This window comes from Brevibacterium luteolum (genome assembly GCF_025147615.1).
GTDB classification, from domain to species: Bacteria; Actinomycetota; Actinomycetes; order Actinomycetales; family Brevibacteriaceae; genus Brevibacterium; species Brevibacterium luteolum.
On the sequence record NZ_JALXPM010000019.1, the window covers coordinates 24,993 to 51,193 of the forward strand.

The window sequence follows — 26,201 nt, forward strand, 5'->3', positions numbered from 1 at the left end:
CACTCAGCCTGCCGGCAGGCTCACTCGGCGAGCAGCCAGGGGTTCACGAGCCCGATGAACGCAGCTTCGACAATGAGCAGCGGAGCCATGTTCGTCGCCAGTCGCTGGCGAGCCTGAGTGAGGATGTCGATGCGGCGCAGCGTGCTCGTGGCCGTGCTGCCCTCAGCCAGTGCGCGGATGCGCTCGTCCTCGCCCTTGTTGATCCAGCCGTCGGAAAGCCCGAGCTGGCACAGCAGCACATCGCGGTACAGCGAGAGCAGCTCTAAGAACATCGAGTCGATCTCGTCGTTGCGGGCGCGGACGTTCTTGCGCTTCTGTTCCTCTTCGAGGCGGCGCACCTGGGCGCGCACGGCTGGCGGCGGGGCTTTGCCGGGTTCGACGCCGAGGGTGGTGAGCAGCTCCTCGCGTTCGGCGGCATTGCGTTCAGCGGTGCGCTCTTTGGCACGTTCGGCAGCACTGTCGACGACCCGTCCGGCCAACCTCACGGTGGTGCCCAGGGAGGTGAGCCGGGAGGGGATGTCCAGCGTGCGCTGTCGTTCGGCGGCGGCCGCCTCATTGAGTGCGAAGCGCTTGGCCCGGCCGATGTGGTTCTGTGCGGCTGCAGCGGCCCAGGCGGCCTTGTCCGGGTCGACGCCGTCGCGGGTGATGAACAGCTCGGCGATCGCCTCGGTCGGCGGGATCCGCAGGTTGACGTTGCGGCAGCGTGAGCGGATCGTCGTGAGCACATCCTGGGTGCTCGGCGCGCAAAGGATCCACACGGTTGCAGGCGGCGGTTCCTCGATCGCCTTGAGCAGGACGTTGGAGGTGCGTTCGGCCATCCGGTCGGCGTCTTCGATGATCATCACCCGCCAGGGGGCGTTGACCGGGGCGGAATGGGCCTGGGAGACGAGGTCGCGGACCTCGTCGATGGAGATGAGCGACTTCTGCGTCGACATGACGGTCATCGACTCATGGGTGCCGGCCAGCGCGCGGTGCGATTCGGAGTCGAGCTCATCACCGTGGGACGGGCTGAAGAGCGCGGCGGCGAAGGCGCGGGCGGCATTCGACCGGCCCGAGCCCGGCGGGCCGGTGATGAGCCAGGCATGGGTCATCGAGGCGGCGCCCGAGGTGTCGCCGGCGGCGATGCGGCCAGCGGCATGGGCGGCGCGGCGCAGCTGTTCGATCGCCGCGTCCTGGCCGACGAGCTCACTCCACACGCCGGTCACTGCGGGTCTCCTCGGCGTATGCCGCGCATGCGGGCTTCGCGCAGGCGCTCACGAGCCTGGCGTTCGATCTCAGCTTGGGCCTGCAGCTTCTGCCGCGAGGAGTTGTGCAGCTGTTGGCGCGGCATCACGGTCGTCTCGGCGTCACCGGGATCCGGCTCGGCTCCCGCCTGGGGTGTCAGCACGGTCGTGGCCAAGTCATCGTCGTCTTCGCCGGCCGCGTGGCTGCCGTTTCCGCTGCTGGCTGAGGGCAGGACGGTGGTGGCGTCCTCGTCGGACGCTGGCGCGTCAGCTTCGGGTGCGGCGGGTGCAGGCTGCTGCGTATCTGCCGACTGCTGTCCGCTGGCCGGCGGCTGACTGACTGTCGGGGGCTGGGGGCGGATGCCCTGGGCTGTCAGCGTGCGGTCGACGGCTGCGGCGATGTCGGCGGCGACGGCGTCGGGGTCACGGTCGGCGTCGATGACGACGTAGCGCTGCGGTTCGCGGGCGGCCATGTCGAGGAAGGCCTGCCGGACGCGCGAGTGGAACTCAAGACCGGCCTGGTCGAGATGGTTGGCGCCGCCGCGGGATTCGGTGCGGGCATTCGCTGTCGCCGGTTCCATGTCGAGGATGATCGTCAGGTGCGGGATGAGCCCGGTCGTCGCCCAGCGTGAGATCGCCCCGACCTCAGCGACTGAGAGCTGCCGGCCGGCTGACTGGTAGGCCAGTGAGGAGTCGATGTAGCGGTCGGTCATGACGACGCCGCCGTTGGCGAGCCACGGGTCGACCCGGTCGGCGATGTGGTGGGCACGATCGGCTGCGAAGAGCAGTGCTTCGGCGCGTTGGGCCACTCCCCTGCCGCCCAGCAGCACCTCGCGGATCCGCTGGCCGGCCTCGGTGCCGCCGGGTTCGCGGGTGGTGTGGATGTCGGCGAAGCCGCGGGCTGCCAGATGCTCGCCGAGCTTGCGGATCTGAGTGGTCTTACCGACCCCGTCGCCGCCTTCGAAAGCGATGAACAGGCCGCGCTCGGGCAGCCTGCGCGCGGCATCGACGGCACCCGGCTGGGAGCCGGCCACCGCCTCGGGCCCGGCGACCGGCTCCTCGGGAGCGGAGCGGGTGACGGGTGCGCGGAAGGCGTGGACGAGGTCGACGCCGAGGCCGCGGACGCCGAGCGGGGAGAACGTCATGATCGCGATGATGCCGGCGGCGATGGTGAGCAGGCCGGGGATGATGTAGGCGACCTCGGTGGTGGTGATCTCCCAGACCATGAAGTCGGTGACCGGCACGTTGAGCGCGGTGCCGAGCCAGGTGAGCAGCAGGGCGACGAAGGCGCCGATGCCGAAGCCGATGCGGCGGGAGAACGCGTACGGCTGGGCGCGCACGCCGATGCCGACGACGAAGGCCGCGGCACCGGAGAGGATCGCCATGCCCGAGAGCTCCTTGAGTGCGCCGATGAGGACGAGGAGCACACCGGCGATGAGCACGGCGAAGGAGGTCAGGCGCGGGCGGGTCATGCCGGGTGCGAAGGTCGGGCCGGCTTCGAAGCCGGCGGCCCAGCCGACGAGGGCGGCGCACAGGATCGCGTAGGTGCCGGCTTGGCCGAAGTTGAGGTCGGCGACGACGATCTGGGGCAGGGCGACGATGACGCCGAGTGCCCCGAAGAGGACGTAGCAGGCCCAGGGGCGGGCGATCTCGGCTTCGCCGCGGCCGCGGTGCTGGGCGGGGAACGCGCCGGTGGTCTGGTCAACGGAGTCGGCGGTGACCGGCAGGAGAAAGGAGGCGATCGCCGAGGCGAGCATGACGATGAAGGCCAGCAGCAGCAGCCAGCGCTGGGCGGGCACGCCAGCGGAGACACCCGAGGCGATCTGGGCGATGTAGGTGACGAACAGGCCGAGGCCGGCGGCCACGCCGACCGAGCGCCACGGCTTGCGGTGCACACCCGGGGCCTGGCGGACGAGCAGAGCGACCATGACGGCCAGCAGCAGGCCGGTGAGCCAAGCGAGCCAGACGGAGGGGAAGAGGAAGAGGAACAGACCCGAGACGCCGGCCGCGGCTGCTGAGGAGGACAACACCCGGCCGCCGGTGGTCGACAGGCGTGAGCCGAGCAGCGAGGTCGGCAGGAACAGGCCGGCTGCGGCTACGACGAGGAGGACGGTGAGGGCGATCGCGCCATGGCGGACACTGAATTCGCCGACCTCCCAGACGGGCTGGACGCTGTGCAGGTCGGCCGGCAGGCCGGTGTCGAAGAACCCCATGATGCCGGCGAGGCCGAAGGCGATCGCGCCGGTGGTCAGCAGCAGCAGCCAGGCGCCGACTTCGAGCCCAAGCGGGACGAGCGGGGCGAGCGGATGCCGTCTGGGTGCCGCTGGTGCGGCTGCGGACGCGCCGCTCGGGGGCTTCGGAGTTGTCATCACATCTCCACGATACTCATCGGCTCGGACATCGACGACGTCAGCCTACGAGGCGCACCTGTCCGCTTGCTGGACGCAGTGGTGAACACCGCCAGCCGGTGCGGAATTCGGCTGCGGGCGAGGTCTCGTGCGGCCGCGGTTATCCTGTCTAGGTGACCGACACCGACTCCCGTGACGAGGCCAACCGGCCTGCCGATTCCGCCGAGCCTGCTGGGGCCTCTGCTGCGGCTGCTCCCCTGACTGAAGGCCAGACCGCGCCTGAGAGCGTCCGGCTGCACCGCCTCGGACGCGGGGCCGATGACCCAGTCGATGCGCTCTCCCTGGCCCGAGTGCTGCTCGATGAGGTGCGGGCCGGGCAGCGGCCGGGTGTGCTGCGGATCTATCGGCCGGAGCCGACAGTCGCCTTCGGTGCCCGCGACCGGTTCCTGCCCGGCTTTTCCGCCGCCGTCGAGGCGGCGCGTGCTCACGGGTTCACTCCGGTGCTGCGCTCCTTGGGCGGGCGCGTGGCCCCGTATCACCGCGGCAGCCTCGTCATCGATCACATCGAACCGGCCTCGACGCTGCTGTCAGGCACGCAGGGCCGGTTCACGGACTTCGGGGCGATGTACGCCCAGGTGCTGCGCTCGCTCGGAATCGACGCGCGCCTCGGCGAGATCCCGGGTGAGTACTGCCCCGGTGAGCACAGCGTCAATGTCGCAGGGAGGATCAAGGCGATCGGCACGGCACAGCGGGTGACGGCGGCCGGGTGGCTGTTCTCGTCGTCGATCGTCGTGACCGATCCGGATCCGATCCGCGCAGTCCTCACCGACGTCGAGGCGGCCCTGGGCGTCGAGTGGGATCCGTCCACCGGCGGGTCGATCAGCGAGGTGCATCCCGAGGTGACGGTCGAGGCGGTCGCCGGGGCCTTCGATGCCGCCTATGGCACCGCCTACGAGGTAGTGGCCGGACAGATCGATGTCACGACGCTGGCCGCAGCTGCTGAGTACCGGGGCAAACACGAGCTGTGAGCAGCTGAAGCGCCGCAGCAGCGACACCGCTGAAGCGCCGCGGCAACGGCTGAGCCCCGCCAGCCGGTGCGGCTGACGGGGCTCTGCGCTCGCTCAGATCAGGGCGTCTTCGGCGTGGCCGTAGACGTCTTCTTCGCAGCCGTGGTCTTCTTCGCAGCGGTCGTGCGCGCGGTCGTCGACTTCTTCGCAGTCGTCTTCTTGGCCGGCGTCTTCTTGGCGGTCGTGCGCTTCTTCGCCGGCCCCTTCGCCCGCTTCTCTGCAAGCAGCTGGAAGGCCCGCTCGGCGGTGATCGAGTCGACGGCATCGTCCTTGCGCAGGGTCGCATTCGTCGTCCCGTCGGTGACGTAGGGGCCGAAGCGGCCGTCCTTGAGCACAACCGGCTTCTTCGACTCCGGGTCCTCGCCGAACTCCTTAAGCGGGGCGGCCGCAGCACGGCGGCCGCGCTGCTTGGGCTGGGCGTAGATCGCCAGCGCCTCCTCGAGGGTGATGGAGAAGATTTGCTCCTCTGTCTCCAGCGAACGCGAATCGCTGCCCTTCTTCAGGTAGGGACCGTATCGGCCGTTCTGCGCGGTGATGACCTCGCCCTCAGCGTCGGCACCCACCTCGCGCGGCAGGCTCAGCAGCTTCAGTGCCGTTGCCAGGTCGACCGTGGCCGGGTCCATCGACTTGAACAGCGAGGCCGTGCGCGGTTTGGGCTTCTTGGCCCCGCGCTTGGGCTTCTCCTCCGGTTCAGGCAGGATCTCGGTGACATACGGGCCGAACCGGCCGGACTTCGCCACGATCGTGTGGCCGGTCTCCGGGTCGACGCCGAGCTCGCGGTCGCCCTGTCCCTGTTCAGCGATGAGCTCACGGGCCTTCTCAGCAGTCAGCTCATCGGGGGCCAGGTCATCGGGCACGGAGACGCGGATCGGCGCCGGCTCCCCAGACTCCCCCTCACCCTTGGCAGCAGCCTTCGCACCGGCCTGCTCGGATGCAGCCTTCGCCCCAGCCCCTGCAGCCGCCTCCGGCGAGACCTCCAGATACGGTCCGTACCGGCCGACCCTGAGCACGATGCCCTCGGCGATGTCGATCGAGTTGATCGCCCGCGCATCGATGTCGCCTAGGTCGTCGACTGTCGGCTTGAGACCGTTGTGGTCAGCCCCTGTGCCGAAGTAGAACTCGCTGAGCCACTGGCTGCGCTCCTTGGCGCCGCCGGCGATCGCGTCGAGGTCGGCTTCGAGAGCTGCAGTGAACTGGTAGTCAACAAGCCCTCCGAAGTGCTCTTCGAGCAGCCGGACGACGGAGAACGCCAGCCAGCTGGGCACCAGCGCACTGCCGCGTTCGGTGACGTAGCCGCGGTCCTGGATCGTTGAGATGATCGCCGCGTACGTCGAGGGCCGGCCGATGCCGAGCTCTTCGAGCTGCTTGACGAGGCTGGCCTCGGTGTAGCGCGGCGGCGGTGCGGTCGTGTGGCCGTCGGCCTCGGCGCGGGCGACGGAGATCGCCTGGCCTTCGGTGACCTCCGGCAGCCGGCCGCCCTCCTTGGCGGCGTAACGTTCGGCGTCACGGCCCTCCTCGTAGGCGGCGAGGAAGCCGCGAAAGGTGATGACCGTGCCCGAGGCGGTGAAGCCCGCCGTCCTGTCCTCACCGAGGTCAGCGGTGATCCGCATGGTCGCGGTCTTGCCCTTCGCGTCGGCCATCTGGCTGGCGACGGTGCGCTTCCAGATGAGGTCGTAGAGCCGGAACTCATCTCCAGAGAGCTTCCCGGAGACCTGGGCCGGGGTGCGGAAGGAGTCACCAGCCGGTCGGATCGCCTCGTGAGCCTCCTGCGCGGACTTCTGCTTCTGCGCGTACACCCGGGCCGACTCCGGGACGTATTCGGGGCCGTAGAGTTCGGCGATCTGATTCCGGGCGGCGGTCACCGCCTGGGTTGAGAGCGCCGAGGAGTCGGTTCGCATGTAGGTGATGTAGCCGTTCTCGTACAGCGACTGTGCGGTGCGCATCGCCTGCCGGGCGGTCATCCGCAGCTTGCGGCCGGCCTCCTGCTGCAGCGTCGAGGTGGTGAACGGCGCGGCCGGGCGGCGCGAGTACGGCTTGGTCTCCAGCGCGGTGACGCTCAGGCTGTCCTTCGCCGAGGTGGTGAGCTGGCCGGCGAGTTCGGTCGCCATGTCCTCGGTGAGGACGACGACCTCGGAGGCGGCCTTCTTCTTCAGCTGTCCAGCGTCGTCGAAGTCGCGGCCGCCGGCGACCCGCTGGCCGTGATACGTCGCCAGCCGGGCAGCGAACTCGGCACCCGAGCCGGGCACAGCCAGGTCGATGTCGAGGTCCCAATAGTGGGCAGGCACGAAGGCCATCCGCTCGCGTTCGCGTTCGACGACGAGCCGGGTGGCCACCGACTGCACGCGGCCGGCCGACAGGCCGGCGCGGACCTTGCGCCACAGCACCGGGGAGACCTCGTAGCCGTAGAGGCGGTCGAGGATCCGGCGGGTCTCCTGCGCGTCAACGAGTGAGTAGTCGAGTTCGCGGGTGTTCTCCAGAGCACGCGCGATCGCCTCAGGGGTGATCTCGTGGAAGACCATCCGCTTGACCGGGATCTTGGGCTTGAGCACTTCGAGCAGGTGCCAGGCGATCGCCTCGCCCTCCCGGTCCTCATCTGTTGCCAGGTAGAGTTCGTCGGCGTCCTTGAGCAGGCGTTTGAGCTCGGTGACCTTCTTCTTCTTGTCCGGGGCGACCCGGTAGTACGGCTCGAAGTCGGAGTCGACGTCGACGGCGAATTTGCCGAAGGGGCCCTTCTTCATATCCGCAGGCAGCTCCGAGCGCTGCGGCAGGTCTCGGATATGGCCCACCGAGGCTTCGACGTCGTAGTCGTCCCCGAGGTAGCCCACGATGGTGCGGGCTTTGGTCGGAGACTCGACGATGACGAGCCGGCGCGGCTGAGAAGCCGTTTGTGCCACGAGGTTCCCTTTCGACGGAATGTGCGCGGAGCGACGGGCGGCACCGCAGCGGCCGGACGGTCCTGACTGGCCGCACGGTGGCTTACACCTTACAGAACTTAGCATCCGCCGCTCACGGCGACCCTCAGCGCGTGTTCAACTCTCCAGCGCCGGAATCGAGGACGGGGAAGAGGAATCCGTCGGCCAGCAGCTGGCGGACCTGCCCGGTCAGCTGGGTGCGCAGGGCAGCCGGGTCGGCCTCAAGCAGCTGGGCGAGCGCATCGCTGATCGCACCGAGGCTCAGGCTGCCGTCGCTGACGCCCAGCAGTCCGGCCAGGGCGGTGTCGGCGGTGATGGTGCGCCCGAATCCGGTGCCCTGCTCATAGGTGATGGTGTGCGGTTCGTCCTCGCCGGGAGTGTGGTGGCGGTGCTCGACGAGGTCCTGGCCGCGGATGAACGCGGTGCGCTTCAGTTCGGCGTCGCCGGTGCCGGCGAGCCATTCGAGGACGGCCAGCCGCGTGTCGAGCACGGCGGCCAGTGTGGCGGTGTCACCGGCGAGCGGCCCGGTCTCCCGGAGATGGTGCAGCGCCCGTTGCGAAGGTGTGGGTGCCCGGTGCGAAGGTGTGGGTGCCCGGTGCAGGCGGATCCACCCGAATCCGATGCGCGCGACCCCACGGGCGCCGAAGTCGTGCAGCCACGCACTCGTGTCGGCCTGCCACCGGCCGCTCATCCGGGTCACCCCGCCGTCACGGATCCACGTTTCGGCGTAGGCGACCGGGTCGAGGTGCTCGCGTTCGACGAGCAGCATCGAGGTTTCGGCCGCCGGGCTGCCCGGCGTGCTCAGCTCCTCCATCCAGCGGATCGGTGCCGGCACCTCGGCCGGCGCCTCGGTCGGCACCTCGGTCACCACCGCCTCGGGCGCGGTGAGCCCGCCGGACGGCTTGCCGGGTGCGCTGTGCTTGCCGGCGGCGTGGTACTCCCAGTTGCCCAGCAGCACCGCGCTGCCGTCGGGGCGCAGCCGTTCGGGGATGCCGGCGATGAGCCCGGCCATGATCGCATCACCCGGCTGGCCGCCGTCGCGGTATTCGAAGGTCTGGGTCTCGCCCTGCGGGGTGATGACGAACGGCGGGTTGGCCACGAGCAGGTCGACCGGTTCGTCGATCGGCGTGAGCATGTCGCCTGCCCGGAATTCGATCGACTCGATGCCGTTGAGCCCGGCGTTGAGCTCGGCGATGGCGAGCGCCCGGGTGGAGATGTCGGTGGCGATGACGCGGGCGCTGTGGGCGGCGAGCAGCAGCGCCTGGATGCCGCAGCCGGTGCCGATGTCGCAGGCCAGCTCGACGGGCATGCGCGGGGTGACCGCCGCCAGCGTCCGGCCTGCTCCCCCGAGCCCGAGGACGTGGTCGCCTGCCAGCGGTTCGTCGCGGGTCAGGGTGCCCCAGTCGGCGGCGATGAGCAGCCCGTCGAAGGTTGCGATCGTCAGCGCCGCACGCACCTGGTCCTCGGTTCCGTCACCTGCGCCGTCGCTGCCGGTTGTCTCGCCGGCGTCGATGAGCCAGCCGTCTGCCCGCAGCGCGGCGAACAGCTCAGGCCCGCACGCCTCGGCGACGGAACCGGCGTCCACGGCCTGGTCGAGGACGAAGAGCAAAGCGAGCGCCGCCTCGGGCGCGGGGATCTCACCGGCCGCCACGCGGGCCCGGGTCTGCACAATCGCAGGCGCGGCGTTCGAGCGCTCGATGGCCGCCTGCGCGTGGGTGTCCCACAGCGGCGCGGCTTCCGGGCTGAACGGGAAGGAGCGCTTGAGCAGGTCGGCGAGCGGGCGCAGGGTGGTCTCGTCGGCGGTCGGAACCGGGACCGAGGCGGTGGTGGGCGAGGTGTTCACGTGTCCCACTGTACGAAACCGGTTCGGTGCGGTGGTGTCCTGGCCGGGTGGGACAATGGGGCCTATGGCTCAGCGGCAGGATGCGGCGCCGGCACGGCGGCTGCTCGACCTGGTCGGCGGGTTCGGTCAGCGTGAGGACCGGATCCGCCATGTCGAGACCCTGCCGGCGCGTCAGGCCGAATACGCCGACTGGCCGGACTGGGTGTCCGCCGAGGTGGTTGCGGCCTGGCAGTCACTCGGGGTCGAGCGTCCGTGGACGCATCAGGCGGCCGCTGCCCAGGCGGCCCATGCCGGTGAGGACACGGTCATCTCGACGGGGACGGCTTCAGGCAAGTCGCTCGGGTTCCTGCTGCCGGTCCTGGAGGCGTTCGCTGCGACGAAGGATGCGGTGCCGCGGCAGCAGGCGACGGCAATCTATCTGTCGCCGACGAAGGCACTGGCCCACGATCAGATGGAGAAGGTCAGCCAGCTTGTGCTGGCCGGGCTGCGGCCGGCGGCCTATGACGGGGATGTCTCGCAGGCGCAGAAGGACTGGGCCCGCGCCCACGCCAACCTCATCTACACGAATCCGGACATGCTGCATCGCACGGTCCTGCCGCAGCATGCCCGCTTCGCCCGCTGGCTGCGGAATCTGCGGTTCATCATCGTCGATGAAGCCCACCGGTACCGCGGAGTGTTCGGCTCGCATGTCGCGCTCGTGCTGCGCCGGCTGCTGCGCGTCGCCGCCCACTATGGGGCGGCGCCTGTGGTGATCGGGGCGTCAGCGACGATGGCCGACCCGGCCACCGCCTTCGCCCGGCTCACCGGCCGGGAATGCACGGCCGTCACCGAGGACGGGTCGCCGCGGGCGGCCGGTCACTTCGTGCTGTGGGAGCCGCCGCTCATCCCGAACGCCACCGGGGATCCGGATGCCGATGTCTTCGATGCCCTCGGCGTCGATGATCCGCTCGGCATCGGTGTCGGCTCGGATGGGGATGATCCGCTGGGTCTCGGGGCTGAGGCCGGGGATCCGCTCGGGGTGCTCACCGATGGTCCGCAGCGCCGGTCGACGATCGCCGAGTCGGCTGATCTGCTCGCCGATGCGGTGTGCTCAGACTTCTCCGCCATCGCCTTCATCGCCTCCCGCCGCGGCACCGAAGCCCTGGCCGAGGCGACCCGCTCGGCGGTCTCACGGTCGTTCCCGGAGCTCACCCGAACAGTCGCGGCCTACCGCGGCGGCTACCTTCCCGAGGAGCGCAGGCTGCTGGAGACCGGGCTGCGCAACGGCCGGCTGCGGGCGGTGGCCTCGACGAATGCCCTCGAGCTCGGCATCGACATCGCCGGCCTCGATCTCGTCGTCATGGCCGGCTGGCCAGGCACCCTGGCCTCGCTGTGGCAGCAGGCCGGACGCGCCGGGCGCGCCGGTTCGGAATGGCTGGCCGTGCTCATCGCGCGCGACGACCCGCTCGACACCTATGTCGTCAACCATCCGGAGTCGGTGTTCGGCTCACCGGTCGACGGCGGAGTCATCGACCCGTCGAACCCGTACGTGCTCGGCGGGCACCTGTGTGCCGCTGCTGCCGAACGACCCCTGACCGAGGACGACTTCGCACTCTTCGGCGAGGCTGCGGAGAAGACGGTCGCGCAGCTGGCGGCGGCGAACCTGCTGCGCCGCAGGCCGACCGGCTGGTATTGGACGAAGCGCGAACCGGCGGCAGCGCTGACCGACATCCGCGGCGGAGGCGGTGGCATCGTGCGCTTTGTCGACGCCGCCACCGGCACGGTGCTCGGCACCGTCGACGATGCCGGAGCGCTGCGCCAGTCCCACCCCGGGGCTGTGTATGTCCACCAGGGTCAGACGTTCGTCGTCACCGACCTGGATCTTGACGAGCGGGTTGCTCTCGTCGAACCGCGCACCGTCGACTACACGACCCAGCCGAAGTCCGTCACCGAGATCAGCATCGAATCGGTCACCGACTCTCGCCCACTGCCTTCAGGCGGGCACGTCCACCTGGGCATGGTCGAGGTCCTCGACCAGGTCACCGGGTATCAGATCCGGCAGAACGGCACCGGCGTCGTGCTTTCCGAGCACGCCCTCGACCTGCCCGAACGGACCCTGCGCACCTCGGCTGTGTGGTGGACGGTGTCCGAGTCGCTGGTCGAGGATGCCGAGATCGTGACACCGGATCTGCCCGGTGCCGTCCATGCAGCCGAACACGCCTCGATCGGCCTGCTGCCGCTGTTCGCCGGCTGCGACCGGTGGGACATCGGCGGTGTCTCAACCGACCGCCACGCTGATACCGGGAAGACGACGGTGTTCGTCTACGACGGACAGCCCGGCGGTGCCGGATTCGCCGAACGCGGCTTCCGCGCCTTCGATGAATGGCAGACCGCAACACTGGTGGCGATCGAGGCATGCGAGTGCCTCACCGGCTGCCCGTCATGCGTGCAGTCGCCGAAGTGCGGCAACGGCAACAACCCGCTCGACAAGGACGCTGCCGCGCGGATCCTCACTGCCCTGCTGCGCGGGATCTAGCGTTCTCACGGAGCGCTCTCACGGACCTCCGGAGCTGCCGGCGACGGCCTTGACTTTGATGGCCGGTAACGGGGCCGGCAGGGGTGCGCTCACGGTGACGGTCGCCGCACCGAGATCGGAGCGGGCGATGCACTCGGTGACCTTGAGGTCGGCTTTCGCCGCTGTGGCAGCAGCGACCTCGCATGGATCACCCGGTGCGATGCCGCGGGCGGCATCAGCGGCGGCGAGTGCTGCCAGGTCAGCGGTTCCAGCGGCCTGGGCGTGGATGAGGAAGGCTTTGCCGCCCAGCGCGAGTCCTGCCACGAGTGCGAAGGCTGCCGCTGCGATCATCATCGCCGCAACACTCGTCGACCCGGCATCAGAGCGGAGCAGGGTTGTGGCTGACCGGCTCATCAGCTGCCTTCCGTCCTGGCGGTTGCTGACGACTCGACTCGTTTGAGGATCATGCTCACCGGTTGCGGCAGGCCGATGACGACGGCGACCTCGGTGTATCCGCCCTCGGTCCTGATCGTTGCCTTCGATCCAGCACCGGCGCGTTTCTCGGCTTCGGCGACGACGGTGTGCTGCGGTTCCCCACGCGCTGCCTCGCGAGCGGCGGCCCGAGCGGCGTCGTAGGCGCGCAGCTGGGTCATCCCGACGGTGGCCGCGCCTGCGAAGAGCGCCAGCAGCAGCACTAGGGCCGGCAGCACCATGGCGAACTCCGCGGTCGCCGCTCCCTGGTCACAGGTGATCCGCCGACGGCGCTCTTCGCAGACTGGCCTGGTCATGTCAGCCGCCGAGCCCGAACGCCGAGCTGATGACGCCGGTGACGAGCTCGAGCAGCGTGTCGCTCTTGAGCAGTGTCACGAGCAGCGCCGCCAGCCCGCAGGCTGCCAGTGTGGTGATCGCGTATTCGGCAGTCGTTGCGCCTTCATCGGAGCTGATGTGCTGGGTGAGCAGGCGGGTCGGCCCCGCACCTGCCTTCTGCTGGTTCGGACTGCGTGCCGGTGCTGTGCGGTCTCGTGTCGTGTCCATGGTGTCTCCTCACTGTGTGCCATTGCGGACTCCAGCTGCACTGCCCACGGGCTGGATGCCTGGGGCGGCGAGCTGATCCCAGCCTCCGGTGACCGGCCGGCTGCCTCCAGACACGGCACCGCAGGTGTGGATGCCCGAGGTGCGTCCACATCCGGGTGCACACACGCAAGACCGTGATCCACAGCCGTTTTCACTGGAACACCCCAGCCATATCGGAGACCAATGTGATGACGACTGGGACGATGCCGAGCAGGATGAAGGCCGGCAGGATACACACGCCCAATGGGATGACGAGGGTGACCCCGAGTCGTGCAGCGGCCAGCTGCCGGCGGCGATGCTCACTGCGGCGCAGATCGGCCGACAATCCGCGCAGCAGCGGGGCGAGCGCAACGCCGGTGCGGCGGCTGAAGTCGATGAGAGAGACCACCGGGCGCAGACGCTCATCGATGTCGGGCAGCTGTGAGACGACCGGCCCGGGCGCACCGTCACCCGTCACTCCGTCCGCCCCGTGCGTTGCAGAATGCGCGTGTCCGGCCTGTCTGCTTTCGGTCGACTGCCCGAGGGCGATCGCGTGGCCGAGCCGGCCGAGCCCGCTGCGGTCATCGGCGGCCTGCGCGGCCAGGATGAGCGCCCGCTCCGCGGTCAGGCCGCTCTGCAGGCAGATCGCCACCAGCTCCAGGTCGAAGGCCAGCCGGTCAACCGGCGAGTCACTCACACCCGGCCCGGCACTCGAGGGCGCCTCCCGGCTGTCGGATCCACCGCCTCGGGCGCGGGGATGAGCACGGCTGCCGCTCAGCCGGGTGAGCCGGCCGGTTGTTCCCGGGTCGAAGAGCACGAAGGCGGCCGCGACGAGCACACCGATGACGGCGATGACGAGCCCGCTCACTGCGCTCTCCTGAGCATCGCGCGCATCCAGGCGCGACCGGCCAGCAGCAGTGCGATGCCGCCGCCGAGGCTGAGCGCTCCAGGCACGGTGAGCGCCAGCCGCAGCGGGTTGGCGCCGATGAACGCGCCGAGGCCGAGGGAGAACACCGGCAGCCAGGTGAGCACGCGCACCGTCGACTGCGGGCCAGCTAGCGCGACGGCGCGTTCGCGGGCGGCGTCGGCCTTCTCACGGCAGGAGGTGGCGTAGCGGGCGAGCATGTCGGCAGCCGGTGCACCAGCGGTCTCGGCGACGAACCAGACGGCGGCCATCCCGTCGAAGATGTCGTGCTGGGCAGTCGGCAGCTGTCCGGCATGCCGGCGGATCGCCTCGTGCGGGCGCTCCCCCAGCCGCAGCGAACGCGACATGCGGCCGAGCACCTCGGCGCTGTGCGGGTCGTCGCTGAGCTCACCGAGCTGGCTCATGATCGCCTCCGGCGGCATGCCCACGCGCAGCAGCTCGGCGGCTCGGTCGATCATCGCGATCGCTGCGGACTCATCGTCCGAGCCCGAGGCGGTGGCCGCCTGCCGGCGCCAGCGGGCGAACAGCCGCGGTCGGCTTGGCGACTGGTCGGCTCCGGCCCGGGTTGGCAGCAGCTGGGTGAGCCGGCTGGCTGCCGTGTCGGCGCTCAGCAGCCACCAGCCGGTGGCTGCCAGCCCTCCGATGAGTGCGATGACGACGGCGGTCATCGGTGCAGTCCGGTGATGCCGCTGCGCTCGGCGAGCAGGGTGGTGAGCATGTCGAGGCCGGTGGCGTCGAAGCCGGTGCCCGCGTGCCAGACCGGGTGCATGATGATCCGGCCATCAGGTTCGGCGCGTGGCACGCTCAGCTCGCTCACCTGCCGCGATGCCCCCGCACCTGTTCCTGGCTCCTCCGCTTCGCCGGGGCGCAGCCGGCGGATGTGGATGACGACGTCAATGGCGCTGGCGACCTGGGAGCGCACGGCTGCCGGGGTCATGCCGGCCAGCGCACCGAGCGCCTCCAGCCGGGCCGGGACCGCATCGCCGGTGTTGGCGTGGATCGTCGCGCACCCGCCTTCGTGTCCGGTGTTGAGCGCGGTGAGCATGTCACGGACTTCAGCCCCACGGCACTCTCCGACCACGAGGCGGTCCGGGCGCATTCGCAGCGCGTTGCGCACCAGGTCCGTCAGCGACACGGTCCCGGCGCCTTCGACATTGGACTGGCGGGCCGAGAGCTGCACGACGTGCGGGTGGTCGAGGCTGAGTTCGCGGGAGTCCTCGACGATGACGAGTCGCTGGTCGGCTGCCGATTCGGCCAGCAGAGCCCCGAGCAGCGCAGTCTTGCCCGATCCGGTGCCGCCGGAGATGAGGAAGTTGGCCCGGCGGGCCAGTATCTGGTGCAGCAGTTCGGCGATGGCGGCTGGCACCGCGCCGGTGTCGATGAGCTCAGCGAGGGTGAATCCGCGCGGGCGCGGGATGCGAAACGACATGATCGTGTGCTCTCCGGACAGCGGTGGGATGACGGCGTTGAGCCGCACCCCGTCGGGCAACTGCACATCGACGAGCGGAGTCGAGTCGTCCAATCGCCTGCCGCCGAGAGCGGCCAGCCTCACGGCCAGGGTGCGCACATCGGGTTCCCCGCCGAGTGAGAGACGCACCCGCATCAGACCCGCGCCCCGGTCGACCCAGATGTCGCGGGGCCCGTTGACGAACACGTCGGTGACCCCGGGTTCGTCGAGCAGCGGCTGCAGCGGGCCGGCCCCGGCCAGCTGCGCGGAGATCCGGGCGACAAGTTCGAGCAGGGCTGCCGAGCCGAGCACCCGCCCGGTGCGCTGGACTGCCGTCGCCACTGCCGAGGCGGTGATCGGGCCGGGATGATCGAGCAGGTGAGCGCGCACATCGTTGATGAGTCCGGGTTCGAGCCACTCACTCATCGGCCACCTGCGCTGGCGTAGTGCGGTGAGTCTGTGAGGATCCCGTCGAGCACTTCGGCGGCGAACCGCTTGAGACGGGTGCGCGCATAGGGGATGCCCTCCCCACGGTCGACCTGGGCGGCGAGCGACGGGTCGTCGCGGTAGCTGCCGAGCAGTTCGAGTCCGATGCTCTCGGCTACGAGGGCAGGGTCGAGACCCTGCCGATCGACTGCGCGGACGGCTAGGCCGACGGCCGGGTGGACGGCGCGCAGTCGGCTGGCCACGCAGGAGGCGGCGATGACTGCGCGCACCCGGGCGGGAGTGACGAGTACGAGGTGGTGGCAGCTGGAGGCCCATTCGACTGGGGCATGCCGGGGCAGGTCGACGATGACGAGGTTGAATGCCTGCTGGGCTGCGGTGATGACGGCGTCGAAGACGTCCCCGGAGAGATCGGCGTGGGTCTCGCGATCCCAGGACAGCACGGAGAGTCCCTCGCTGCGCGGCAGTGCTTGCGGCAGGGTTGAGGGCCTCAGCCGTCCCCGCGATGTCGTCAGCGCCGGCCACCTGAGCCCGTCGATGTTCTCGTAGCCGAGCACAAGGTCGACACCCCCGCCGAGTGGGTCGGCGTCGAGCAGCACTGTCTCGACCGCCTCGGTCGCGGCGTGGCGGGCGAGCGCACACGCGAGCACCGAGGCGCCGGCTCCTCCCGAACCTGCGACGACACCGATCGTGGTGGCTGGGCTGCCGGGCGGTTCGACGGCGTGGATCATCCGCTGGGTGAGCCATTCGGCGGCTGCTGGCAGCACGGCGACGGTGTCGGTGCCGAGCCGGGCGGCCTGCTGCCACACCTCGGCGGCGTGGTCGACGGCGATGAGCACCGTTGGGGCGGACAGTGCCGGCAGCGGGTCGGTGACGTCTTCGCCGAGGAGGACGAGCACGGCGTCCTGCCAGCCGCCGGAGTGCGGGGCCAGCACGTCGAGACGGATGCCGATGCCGTCGGCGAGTGCGGCGCACTGTTCGGCGAGGCTGGTCAGCTGGGTGACGAGCGCGATGCGGGACATGCCCTCAGGCTCACCCGAATCCACTCTCCCCTAGGCGGGGGCCGCCTCGGCTGTGGATAGCAGCGGCTGCGCCTGCCGCTTGTGACCGTAGGTCACCTGCGTCCACACCTGTCAGCGTTGCTGCTGGTCAGCGCGCCCATTTGTGCGACTGACCGGTGAAAGTCGCATCCGCCTCGCCCACTTCCCCGCTGGCAACCGCGCACCCATCCACAGCTTCTGCGCACGCGTCGCGGTGCACTCACCGCCTTGCACACACGACTGCGCGCCCTGGTCCACATCGGTGATGCGGATCAGGGCGCGCAGTGTTCTTCAGGGTTCCGGCGGGTCAGCCGCGCTGGATGCCCTCCAGGTTGCGCAGCAGTCCCTCCTGCCCGGTGGCGTCCCGGACGGTGAAGGTGGTGCCGTTGTCCGACAGCGCCAGGAACCATTCACCGGGGGTGACGGTGAACAGCGGCCGGCCGGTGCTCGGGTCGATCGCCTCGCGCGGCTCCGGGACGGCGAACCAGAACGGCTGGGCCTGACCCGAGGGCACGGCTTCGGCCGATTCGCCGGTGTAGGTCGTCGACTCTGTCGCCGGGCTCCACGCCTGGGTCGGCTGGTCGAGCGTCGCATCGGCGCCGGGTGCCTGCGCGTCGGCGCCGGGGGTCCAGGCCTGAGTCGGCTGATCGAGCGACGGATCGCTGGCGACTGGCTCACCTGCAGCCACCGTCTGGTCGCTGTCGGCGAGCTCACTGGCGGCCGTGCTGCCAGAACTGGTCGGCGCTGCCGCGCCCGAGCTGTCGCGCTCGTAGGCCCGGAACCACTGGGTCGGCTCGTTCGGGTCATCGCTGGCCTGCTGCTCACCGCGCACGCGCGCCTCCCGGCGGGTGGCCGGCTGGTCGGCTGCCGGTTCGCTTGCCGCCGGTGCCGAGGAGTCGGCGACCGGGGTCTCGGCGACCGTGTCCGCACCCGAGGTGTCGGCAGCCTTGGCGCCGAAGCCGCTGGCCTCGGCCAACTGGCTGTCGGCATCGTCTGCTGCAGTGCGCTCGGTCTCGGTCGGATCAGCAGCATCAACCGGATCCGCAGCTACTGCGGTTTCATCCTCGGCGTCTGCAGCGGTGCGCTCGGTTTCGGTCGGATCCGCGGTCTCAGCAGGTGCGTCACTTACGGACTCGGCCGGTTCCTCGCTGACCGCCGCAGCAGGGGCGTCGCTGACGGAGTCGGCGACGACGGTGCGATCAGCATCGTGGACGTCGGCACCTGCAAGGCCGTCTGCAGCTGCGTCGTCGCTGCTGCGCTCGGCTGCCGGTTCAGCAGCTGCGTTATCGCTGAAGTCTGCGCTGTGCGTCCGGCCGCCGGCCATAAACGCCTGGGTCGGCTCACTCTGCGCGTGCTCGGGAGCGTCAGCGGTGTGGCTGCCGAGGTAGGCCTGGCCATCGTCGGAGATCTGCTGCTGACGGGGCTCCTCACCTGCCGCGAAGTCACCGGCCTGCGCGTCGTTGTCATCGGCGTTCATGCCGATGCCGGTGGCTGCGGCTCCGGCCGCACCGGCACCGACGGCACCGGCGACTGAACCTGCGCCCTGGCTGCCGGAATCAGCGGCCGGGGTCTCACCGGCTGCCGGCTGGGAGCCATAGGCGTGCTGCTGCGCGTCATAACCGGTCGGCTGCGAACCGTGAGCCTGCTGCTGTGCGGCGTAGCCAGTCGGCTGCGAACCGTAAGCCTGCGGCTGCGAACCGTAGGCCTGCGGGTCGCCGTAGCCGGCAGACACCGCACCAACCTGCTGCTGGTCGGCCGCGGCGTAACCCGGCTGCGCACCGAACTGATCCTGCTGACCGAACTGACCCTGACCGGCCTGCTGGCCCATCTGGGACTGAGCACCGTGCTGGTCGTACTGACCGTGCGGAACGTGCGGCTGGGCCTGTTGGCTGAGTCCCGGAGCGGCCGACGCGGCATCGCGCGAAACCGGGCGGGCCTTCGGGTGTGCCTGACTGTCCGGTCGCTGGGCGAACTCAGCGGCGAAGAAGGGCAGCATCGTGAAGACACCGGCGAAGAAGGACACAAGCGCTCCGACGAAGGCGAAGTAGGCCCCGACGTGCCAGGCAGACATCGAGAACACCGTCAGTGCGATCTCGAGGGCGCAGGTGGCGAACGCCACCGATGTCAGCACCGAGATGAGCTGATCGGGGCTGAGCGAGCCGATGCGCTGCGGGAAGCCGCGCACCGTCTTATTCAGCAGCGTGATGACCCCGGCGATGATGAGCAGCAGCGGCCACATGAGAACGATCTGCCAGCCGTACCTGCTCGTCATGAGGAAGGTGTTCTCAAGCCCGTAGCCGAAACCGTACATATCGCGCCAGAACGGAGTGATGAGCGAGATGAGCCCGAAGAGCGCGCCGACGAGAAGCAGGATGTCGCGCAGCGTCAGCGGCCCGAGCAGTCCGCCACCGGGCCGACGCGGGGCCGCGCTCTGCTGCGGGTAGCCTCCAGGGCCGTATCCGGCGCCGGGCTGGCTGCCATAGGCGGCCGGCATCTGGCTGCCGTAGCCAGCCTGCTGCTGATCCCACTGCTCGGGCTGCGGCGCCTGGCCCTGCGGCTGGCCGTAAGTCTGCCCCTGGCTGCCGTAGGCGCCCGGGTTCTGGCTGCCGTAGGCTGCGGGATCCTGACCGCCGTAACCGGCGCCGTATCCAGCGCCGGGCTGGCTGCCGTAGGCAGACGCCGGCTGGTGCGGATCCTGCTGCTGTCCGCCAGGCTGGTAGGGGGTGCTCATGATCGGAAGTTCTCCTCAGTCGTTGTGACCTGGCACGGTGGCCGAGTCTCAGTCCCACGGCCCACCGGCGGCCTGCTCGGCCTCCCGGCGCCCCGCGGTCGTTCGCTGGACGTAAGCATGTCGAGGGCTAGCTTACCGACATCACCCCTTGTCGACGCCAGCCTGCTGCCGTTTCCGACACTGTTGCTGAATGAGATAAGCAGTCTTAACCGGTGAGAGAATTCGATGTAAGGTGCACCACAGAGGCATTTGTTCCAACTCGCCAATGATGTCGGAGGCACACATGACAGACCAGAGCCAGCAGCACGCAGACCAGGCCTTCCCGCCACCGGAGGAGTTCAAGCGCAACGCCAACGTCACAGCAGACGAGTACGACAGAGCTGCAGCTGACCCACTCGCCTTCTGGGCGGAGAAGTCACGTGAGCTGCTCGACTGGGAGACCGACTTCTCCGAAACGCTCGACTGGTCTGACCCGCCCTTCGCCAAGTGGTTCGTCGGCGGCCGCCTCAACGTCGCCTACAACTGCCTCGACCGCCACGTCGAAGCCGGCAACGGCGACCGCGTCGCCATCCACTTCGAGGGCGAGCCCGGCGACTCACGCACCTACACCTATGTCGAGCTCACCGCGGAAGTGTGCAAGGCCGCGAACATGCTCACCGGTCTCGGTGTGAAGTCCGGAGACCGGGTCGCCATCTACATGCCGATGGTGCCGGAGGCGACGATCGCGATGCTCGCCTGCGCCCGCCTCGGCGCCGCCCATTCAGTCGTCTTCGGCGGGTTCTCCTCCGATGCCCTGCACTCGCGGATCATGGACGCCGAAGCGGAGGTCGTCATCACCGCCGACGGCGGATACCGGCGTGGCAAGCCGTCCTCGCTCAAGCCGGCCGTCGACGAGGCGCTCAGCAAGGGTGACACCCCTGTCAAGCACGTCGTCGTCGTCAAGCGCGCAAAGAACGACATCGAGATGGTCTCCGGCCGCGACCAGTACTGGCACGATCTGATGGACCAGCAGTCGGATGCGCACACGCCGGAGTTCTTCGACTCCGAGCATCCGCTGTTCATCCTCTACACCTCGGGAACCACCGGAAAGCCCAAGGGCATCCTGCACACCTCGGGCGGCTACCTCACCCAGGTGCTGTATTCGATGCAGGCGAGCTTCGACATCAAACCGGAGACCGACGTCTTCTGGTGCACCGCCGACGTCGGCTGGATCACCGGCCACTCCTACGTCGCCTACGGCCCACTGGCCGCAGGTGCCACCCAGGTCATCTACGAAGGCACCCCGGACTCCCCGCACCGCGGCCGCTGGTGGGAGGTCGTCGAGAAGTACAAGGTCTCGATCTTCTACGCCGCACCGACCGCAATCCGGGCGTGCATGAAGTGGGGCCGGGAGCACGCGCAGAAGTTCGACCTGTCTTCGCTGCGGCTGCTCGGCTCGGTCGGCGAGCCGATCAACCCCGAGGCGTGGCTGTGGTACCACGAGGTGATCGGCGGCGGGCGCTGCCCGATCGTCGACACATGGTGGCAGACCGAAACCGGCGCGCACATGATCGTCCCGCTGCCCGGGGCCGTCGACCTCAAGCCGGGCTCAGCCCAGCGCCCGCTGCCGGGCATCAGCGCCCAGGTCGTCGACGACGCAGGCCACCCGTGTGAGGCGAATGCCGCCGGCTTCCTCACGATCACCGAACCGTGGCCGGCGATGCTGCGCGGCATCTACAAGGACCCCGAGCGGTTCAAGGAGACCTACTGGTCGCAGGTCGAAGGCCAGTACTTCGCCGGTGACGGCGCGCGCTTCGACTCCGACGGCGACATCTGGTTCCTCGGCCGCATCGACGACGTCATGAACGTGTCCGGCCACCGCCTGTCGACTGCAGAGATCGAGTCTGCGCTCGTCTCCCACCCCGACGTCGCCGAGTCCGCTGTCGTCGGCGCCGCCGACGAGACCTCCGGCCAGGCCGTCATCGCCTTCGTCGTGCTGCGCGGCAAGGCCACCGAGGACGACGACACCGCCGAGGCGCTGCAGAACCACGTGCGCCGCGAGATCGGTCCGATCGCCAAGCCCAAGCAGGTGTTCATCGTCGAGGAGCTGCCCAAGACCCGCTCGGGCAAGATCATGCGCCGCCTGCTCAAGGACGTCGCGGAGAACCGCGGCATCGGCAACACGACGACCCTGGCTGACGCCTCGGTCATGGACGTCATCGCCAGCCGCGTCGCCCAGGGCTGAGATCTGCCCCCAGCCGCCGCCTCGGGCACGGAAACGGGGCCGCGACAGCGGGTCCCAGCCGGTGTCCAAGACGCGGCACGCCCGCGCCGGAGCGCGCCGGCGCGGGCCGCTGATCGGTGGTTTCGCAGATTTTCGCGCGCCCTGGCGTTTGTCAGGCGGGCAGAACGCATTAGGCTAGGAAGCAAGCAGCGTTACCCATTCCTCATCTATGAAGGAGCCAGCATGTCCGAGCGGTCGATCTCCCAGCTCATCAAAGACATCCAAGCTGATGGCCAAGCACTCGTCCAGGAGGAGTCGGCCCTCGCGAAGGCCGAGGTCACCGAGGGTGTCAAGAAGCTCGGCATCGGTGCCGGCCTGGCGATCGCCGGACTGTTCCTGCTGTTCCTCGGCTCGCTTGTCGTCACCTTCCTGCTCGTAGCCGTCTTCCACGAGGGCGTCGGGCTGTCGTGGTGGCTGAGCGCCCTCATCGTCTTCGGCATCCTGCTCGTGCTCGCGCTCATCCTCGTCGGCATTGCGGTGCCGTTCCTCAAGAAGGGCAACCCGACCCCGCAGTCGGCGATCAGCTCCGGCAAGTCGGCACTCAACGCTTTCAAGCGCGCCCTGAGCAACCCCTCGGGCCCGCGCGTCTGAGTTCCGGTTCCGAGGTGCCGGTTCCGCTCCCGAGGCGGAGGTTCGGTGCCGCAGTGGGCGCCGGTTCCCGGACTTGGTCAGGTTCCCGTGCTGAGTCCGGCTCACCTGTTGGGAGCCCATGAGAGCCACTGATTGAAGCCTGCATCCTGTGCGGATGCAGGCTTCAGTCGTGTCTGGGCGGCTCGGGGCGCCTCAGAGTTCGATGTCGATCTGGGCTGCGCGATCCCAGTCGCGGGCCCAGCCCATCTCCTCCAGCGCGAACTCCAGAAGGGCTGCGGTGAAGCCCCATACGCGCAGCACGCCGACGTCGAAGGCCGGGGTGCGGTACGAGCGGTCCGGGGCGGTGAACGTCCCGCGGTTCTCCGGGGCGACGAGGTCGGCGACCGGCACCCGGTAGACGCGCGAGGACTCGCCGTGGTCGACGACCCACACGTTCGAAGGGTTCTGCCACCAGGCGAGCACCGGGGTGACCTCGAAGGAGCTGACCGGAATGTAGAGCGGATCGAGGGTGCCGACGACTTCGACGCCGTCGGGATCGAGGCCGGTCTCCTCTTCGGCCTCGCGCAGAGCTGCGGCGATCTCATCAGCGTCCTCCGGATCGCGTCCGCCACCGGGGAAGGCGACCTGGTTGGGGTGGTGGCGCAGCTTCGCCGAACGCTGCAGCAGCAGCACGTCGACATCGGCCACCCCGAGGCGTTCGAGCCGGTCCTGCTCGCGGCGGCCGGCGAGTGTGCGCGGGGCCTGCCCGCGGCCGAAGAGCATGAGCACAGAGGCATCGCGCACCGGCGCATCGTCCTTCTTGTGGACCCGGCGCATCCACTCCTCATTGCCGCCGGATTCGGCCAGCCGCGCAAGCGCGGACTTGACCGGGTCACCGGGGCTCGGCACCCACAGACTCACGCCTGGGCCTCCGGGGTCGGCTGCTCCGGCTCGGCTTTCGGGGCCATCTCGAAGCGCAGCATCTTCTCCGCCTTGGCCGGGTCGAGCTCGCCGATGCCGAAGCTCGGGCACAGTTTGGCGATCGGGCATGCGCCGCAGGCCGGCCGGCGTGAATGGCAGATCCGGCGGCCGTGGAAGATCATCCGGTGCGACAGCAGTGTCAGATCCTTCTTCGGAAACAGTGCGACGACATCGGCCTCGACCTTCGCCGGGTCCTCCTGCGTGGTGAACCCCATCCGGCGGGCGAGGCGCCCAAGGTGCGTATCGACGGTCAGCCCCGGAATGTCGAAGGCGTTGCCGAGCACCACATTGGCCGTCTTCACACCCGTGCCCGGCAGGCTCACAAGATCCTTCTGGTTCGCCGGGACCGCGCCGCCGAACCGGTCGACGAGCTCGCCTGCGAGCCGCACGATGTTCTTCGCCTTCGACCGGTAGAACCCGGTCGAGCGGATGAGCTGCTCGACATCCTCGATCCGCGCAGCCGCCAGCGCCTCGGCGTCGGGAAACGCCGCGAACAGCCCCGGGGTCACCGAATTCACCCGGATATCGGTCGTCTGCGCCGACAGCACAGTGGCGACGAGCAGCTGGAACGGGGTCTCGAAGTCCAGCTCGCAGCGGGCGTTCGGGTACACCTCGGCCAGAATCCGGTGGATCTTCCGCGCCCGCCTCGTCCGCCCCAGCGGCGTCTCCTTGGCGAATCGGCGCGCACTCTTCTCCGCGACACTCAGCATGTCTCCCACCTTATCGATCCCCGCGCCCGAGGCGCCGGTCACCCACCGCTGGGAGGTCACCCCTGCCTCGGGCACGGGGTGCCAACCGCCTCGGGCACGGGGTATCCACCATCTCCGGAGCGGAGTGTCCACCACCTCCGGAGCGGAGGTGGGAACCGCCTCGGGAACGGTGCGTTTCAGCTCGTGGAGAACTCTGTTCCGCAGTGCGGCCAAACCCGCGATCGCAGGCCGGGCGCCTGTTAGGATCGCACATGCTCTACGGCCGGGTAACAGGCATGACGCCGGCACCGGCATCAAGTAGAGTGTGCGGTGGGACACATCGGCGACAAACGTATGTGAGGGAAGACCTCAGGAGGAACTGTGGATATCGAAGTAGTCCGGAATGCCACGCTGTTTGCGGGTCTTGATGACGAATCGACGAGCGCGCTGCTGAAGTTCATGAAGCCGCGCAGCCTGCGCCGGGGCACCGTGCTGTTCCGCGAGGGCGATTCCGGCAACGAGCTCTACATCGTCTCCACCGGCAAGCTCAAGGTCGGCCGCGAATCGCCGGACGGCCGTGAGAACCTGCTGTCGGTCGTCGGCCCTGGTGAGATGATCGGCGAGCTGACGCTGTTCGATCCGGGCTCCCGCTCGACGACGGTGACCGCTGTGTCGCAGACCGAGCTGCTGAGCCTGGAGCACAACGACCTCATGACCTGGCTCGAAGAGCGCCCGCAGGCTGCGATGAACCTCTTGCGCGCCCTGGCTCAGCGCCTGCGCCGCACCAATGACACCGTCGGCGACCTCGTGTTCTCCGACGTGCCCGGCCGCGTGGCCAAGGCGCTGCTCGACCTGGCCGAGCGCTTCGGCAAGCAGGGTCCGGACGGCACGCTCGTCGCCCACGACCTCACGCAGGAAGAGCTCGCCCAGCTGGTCGGCGCCTCGCGTGAGACCGTCAACAAGGCCCTGGCTGACTTCGCCGCTCGCGGCTGGCTGCGTCTGGAGGCACGCGCCGTCGTCATCCTCGACCAGGAGCGCCTGAGCAACCGCGCCCACTGACCTTCAGCTGCTGAGCACCTGAACGCAGCCGCGAACGCCCGGACACGATGTCCGGGCGTTCTGCTGTTGGTGCTGCGGTTCAGCCGTCGAGCTCGTCGATGTAGGCCAGCTGCGCCCGCACGATCTGCAGGGCCGCCGGGCGCACCGAGTCCGGCACCTGGGCGTAGACGGCGTCGCAGATCTCCTCCGCCGAAGAGTGGCCGTCCTCCAGCAGTCCGCGCACCTGTTCGATGCGCTCGTGGCGGTGGCTGATGTAGTAGTCGAGCACCGCCGCGGCATCCGTGCGCGCCGGCCCGTGGGCCGGTTCGATGCGGTCGAAGACCCCATCGCTGACGAGCCCGCGCAGGCGCGCGAGACTGGCCATGTAGTCCCCCAGCGAGCCCTCCGGGTGGGCGATCATCGTCGTGCCCTCGCCGAGCACTGTGTCGCCGGTGAAGAGCGAGGAGCCGAAGAGCAGGCTCACCGAATCCGAGGTGTGCCCTGGGGTGGCGAGGATCGTCACGGCGTCTGCGTGGTCGGATCCGAAGGACAGCTGCTGGCCGTCTATGAGCGGATCGGCGCCCCGGCAGAACTCGGGCAGCACGGCGTGGCAGGCGGTGTCCGGGGCCCATTCGCTCACGGTGTGGAACATCTCGGTGTGGTCGGCGTGCCGGTGGGTGAAGACGACGGCAGACAGGCACCGGCCGGCGATCGCGTCGAGGATGTTCGCCCGGTGCTCAGCGAGTTCTGGGCCGGGGTCGATGAGCAGGGCCGAGGCGTCGTCAGCGCTGGTGAGCAGGTAGGTATTCGTTCCCTCCAGCGTCATCGCCGAAGGATTGTCTGCGGTGATCCGCAGCGTGCGCGTGGGCATCGTTGCCTCCCTTGCCGAACAGTGCGCGGCTTTGGCCTGCTGATCTGTCTGGGATCCCGATAGCTGCTGGGATCCGGTGTGCTCGACAGTCTATCGGCACCCCCGGACACGGCTGCCAGCGGTCAGATCTCGAACCGGGCGCCACCTCCGGAAAATTTCTCAGAATTTTTTCTCAGCGCTCTGACCAGGGATGATAGTGGATTCTCTCGATTCTTTGGGCGGGAAGGCGCCAATTCAGGGGCGTTCTGTGGTAGTGATGTCC

The 26,201-nt window shown here is 69.3% G+C and carries 20 protein-coding genes; 5 read left to right on the forward strand and 15 right to left on the reverse strand.

The window, feature by feature from the left end; all coding sequences use genetic code 11:
• Positions 1-20 precede the first annotated feature (20 nt).
• Both M3C25_RS06500 and tmk read right to left on the reverse strand, forming a co-directional pair.
• Entirely contained in the window at positions 21-1,205 is a 1,185-nt protein-coding gene (locus M3C25_RS06500) for a DNA polymerase III subunit delta' (RefSeq protein ID WP_259855398.1), read from the reverse strand.
• Complete coding sequence (gene tmk, locus M3C25_RS06505) at positions 1,202-3,592, reverse strand: dTMP kinase (protein ID WP_259855399.1); 2,391 nt, start codon at positions 3,590-3,592, stop codon at positions 1,202-1,204. The genes M3C25_RS06500 and tmk overlap by 4 nt, the downstream gene beginning before the upstream one ends.
• Positions 3,593-3,864: 272 nt before the next feature.
• Between tmk and M3C25_RS06510 the strand changes: the two genes are divergently transcribed.
• Entirely contained in the window at positions 3,865-4,599 is a 735-nt protein-coding gene (locus tag M3C25_RS06510) for a lipoate--protein ligase family protein (protein WP_375545103.1), read from the forward strand.
• A 98-nt stretch (positions 4,600-4,697) separates the two neighbouring features.
• Here the strand turns inward: M3C25_RS06510 and topA are convergent, their stop codons facing one another.
• Together topA and M3C25_RS06520 are read right to left on the reverse strand one after the other, a co-directional pair.
• Positions 4,698-7,532, reverse strand: a complete 2,835-nt coding sequence (gene topA, locus M3C25_RS06515) for a type I DNA topoisomerase (RefSeq protein WP_259855400.1) — start codon at positions 7,530-7,532, stop codon at positions 4,698-4,700.
• A 124-nt stretch (positions 7,533-7,656) separates the two neighbouring features.
• Positions 7,657-9,393, reverse strand: a complete 1,737-nt coding sequence (locus M3C25_RS06520; RefSeq protein ID WP_259855401.1) for a methyltransferase — start codon at positions 9,391-9,393, stop codon at positions 7,657-7,659.
• A 64-nt stretch (positions 9,394-9,457) separates the two neighbouring features.
• Between M3C25_RS06520 and M3C25_RS06525 the strand changes: the two genes are divergently transcribed.
• Entirely contained in the window at positions 9,458-11,908 is a 2,451-nt protein-coding gene (locus tag M3C25_RS06525; RefSeq protein WP_259855402.1) for a DNA 3'-5' helicase SftH, read from the forward strand.
• A gap of 18 nt (positions 11,909-11,926) precedes the next feature.
• Here M3C25_RS06525 and M3C25_RS06530 read toward each other — a convergent pair whose 3' ends face one another.
• The 8 genes from M3C25_RS06530 to M3C25_RS06565 all read right to left on the reverse strand — a co-directional run bounded on the left by M3C25_RS06530 (position 11,927) and on the right by M3C25_RS06565 (position 19,527).
• Positions 11,927-12,301, reverse strand: a complete 375-nt coding sequence (locus M3C25_RS06530; RefSeq protein WP_259855403.1) for a hypothetical protein — start codon at positions 12,299-12,301, stop codon at positions 11,927-11,929.
• Positions 12,301-12,675 carry a TadE family type IV pilus minor pilin gene (locus tag M3C25_RS06535; protein WP_259855404.1) on the reverse strand — a complete coding sequence of 125 codons (375 nt, stop codon included), beginning with the start codon at positions 12,673-12,675 and terminating at the stop codon, positions 12,301-12,303. The genes M3C25_RS06530 and M3C25_RS06535 overlap by 1 nt, the downstream gene beginning before the upstream one ends.
• A gap of 1 nt (position 12,676) precedes the next feature.
• Complete coding sequence (locus M3C25_RS06540; protein WP_102161218.1) at positions 12,677-12,922, reverse strand: DUF4244 domain-containing protein; 246 nt, start codon at positions 12,920-12,922, stop codon at positions 12,677-12,679.
• Between the two features lie 190 nt (positions 12,923-13,112).
• Entirely contained in the window at positions 13,113-13,808 is a 696-nt protein-coding gene (locus M3C25_RS06545) for a type II secretion system F family protein (RefSeq protein WP_259855405.1), read from the reverse strand.
• Positions 13,805-14,533, reverse strand: a complete 729-nt coding sequence (locus tag M3C25_RS06550) for a type II secretion system F family protein (protein WP_259855406.1) — start codon at positions 14,531-14,533, stop codon at positions 13,805-13,807. Before M3C25_RS06550 ends, M3C25_RS06545 begins: the two co-directional genes overlap by 4 nt.
• A complete protein-coding gene (locus M3C25_RS06555) occupies positions 14,530-15,738 on the reverse strand; it encodes a TadA family conjugal transfer-associated ATPase (RefSeq protein WP_259855407.1) in 1,209 nt (402 codons plus the stop codon). The genes M3C25_RS06550 and M3C25_RS06555 overlap by 4 nt, the downstream gene beginning before the upstream one ends.
• Positions 15,735-16,778, reverse strand: coding sequence for a septum site-determining protein Ssd (ssd, locus tag M3C25_RS06560; protein WP_259855408.1), 1,044 nt, complete (start codon positions 16,776-16,778; stop codon positions 15,735-15,737). Before ssd ends, M3C25_RS06555 begins: the two co-directional genes overlap by 4 nt.
• 325 nt (positions 16,779-17,103) lie before the next feature.
• Complete coding sequence (locus M3C25_RS06565; protein WP_259855409.1) at positions 17,104-19,527, reverse strand: hypothetical protein; 2,424 nt, start codon at positions 19,525-19,527, stop codon at positions 17,104-17,106.
• A gap of 283 nt (positions 19,528-19,810) precedes the next feature.
• On the opposite strand from M3C25_RS06565, the gene acs reads away from it, so the two are divergent.
• Entirely contained in the window at positions 19,811-21,751 is a 1,941-nt protein-coding gene (acs, locus tag M3C25_RS06570) for an acetate--CoA ligase (RefSeq protein ID WP_259855410.1), read from the forward strand.
• Between the two features lie 222 nt (positions 21,752-21,973).
• On the forward strand, positions 21,974-22,381 hold the full coding sequence (locus M3C25_RS06575) for a phage holin family protein (protein WP_217006544.1): 408 nt from the start codon (positions 21,974-21,976) through the stop codon (positions 22,379-22,381).
• Positions 22,382-22,573: 192 nt separating this feature from the next.
• Here M3C25_RS06575 and M3C25_RS06580 read toward each other — a convergent pair whose 3' ends face one another.
• The gene (locus M3C25_RS06580; RefSeq protein ID WP_257995042.1) at positions 22,574-23,281 is read right to left on the reverse strand and encodes an NUDIX hydrolase; all 708 of its coding nucleotides are present in this window, start codon (positions 23,279-23,281) and stop codon (positions 22,574-22,576) included.
• On the reverse strand, positions 23,278-24,051 hold the full coding sequence (gene nth / locus M3C25_RS06585) for an endonuclease III (RefSeq protein WP_259855411.1): 774 nt from the start codon (positions 24,049-24,051) through the stop codon (positions 23,278-23,280). The genes M3C25_RS06580 and nth overlap by 4 nt, the downstream gene beginning before the upstream one ends.
• 360 nt (positions 24,052-24,411) lie before the next feature.
• Here nth and M3C25_RS06590 point away from each other — a divergent pair, with 360 nt between their 5' ends.
• Positions 24,412-25,089 carry a Crp/Fnr family transcriptional regulator gene (locus M3C25_RS06590; RefSeq protein WP_259832986.1) on the forward strand — a complete coding sequence of 226 codons (678 nt, stop codon included), beginning with the start codon at positions 24,412-24,414 and terminating at the stop codon, positions 25,087-25,089.
• Positions 25,090-25,168: 79 nt separating this feature from the next.
• Here M3C25_RS06590 and M3C25_RS06595 read toward each other — a convergent pair whose 3' ends face one another.
• Positions 25,169-25,939, reverse strand: a complete 771-nt coding sequence (locus tag M3C25_RS06595; protein ID WP_259855412.1) for an MBL fold metallo-hydrolase — start codon at positions 25,937-25,939, stop codon at positions 25,169-25,171.
• Positions 25,940-26,201: the final 262 nt, after the last annotated feature.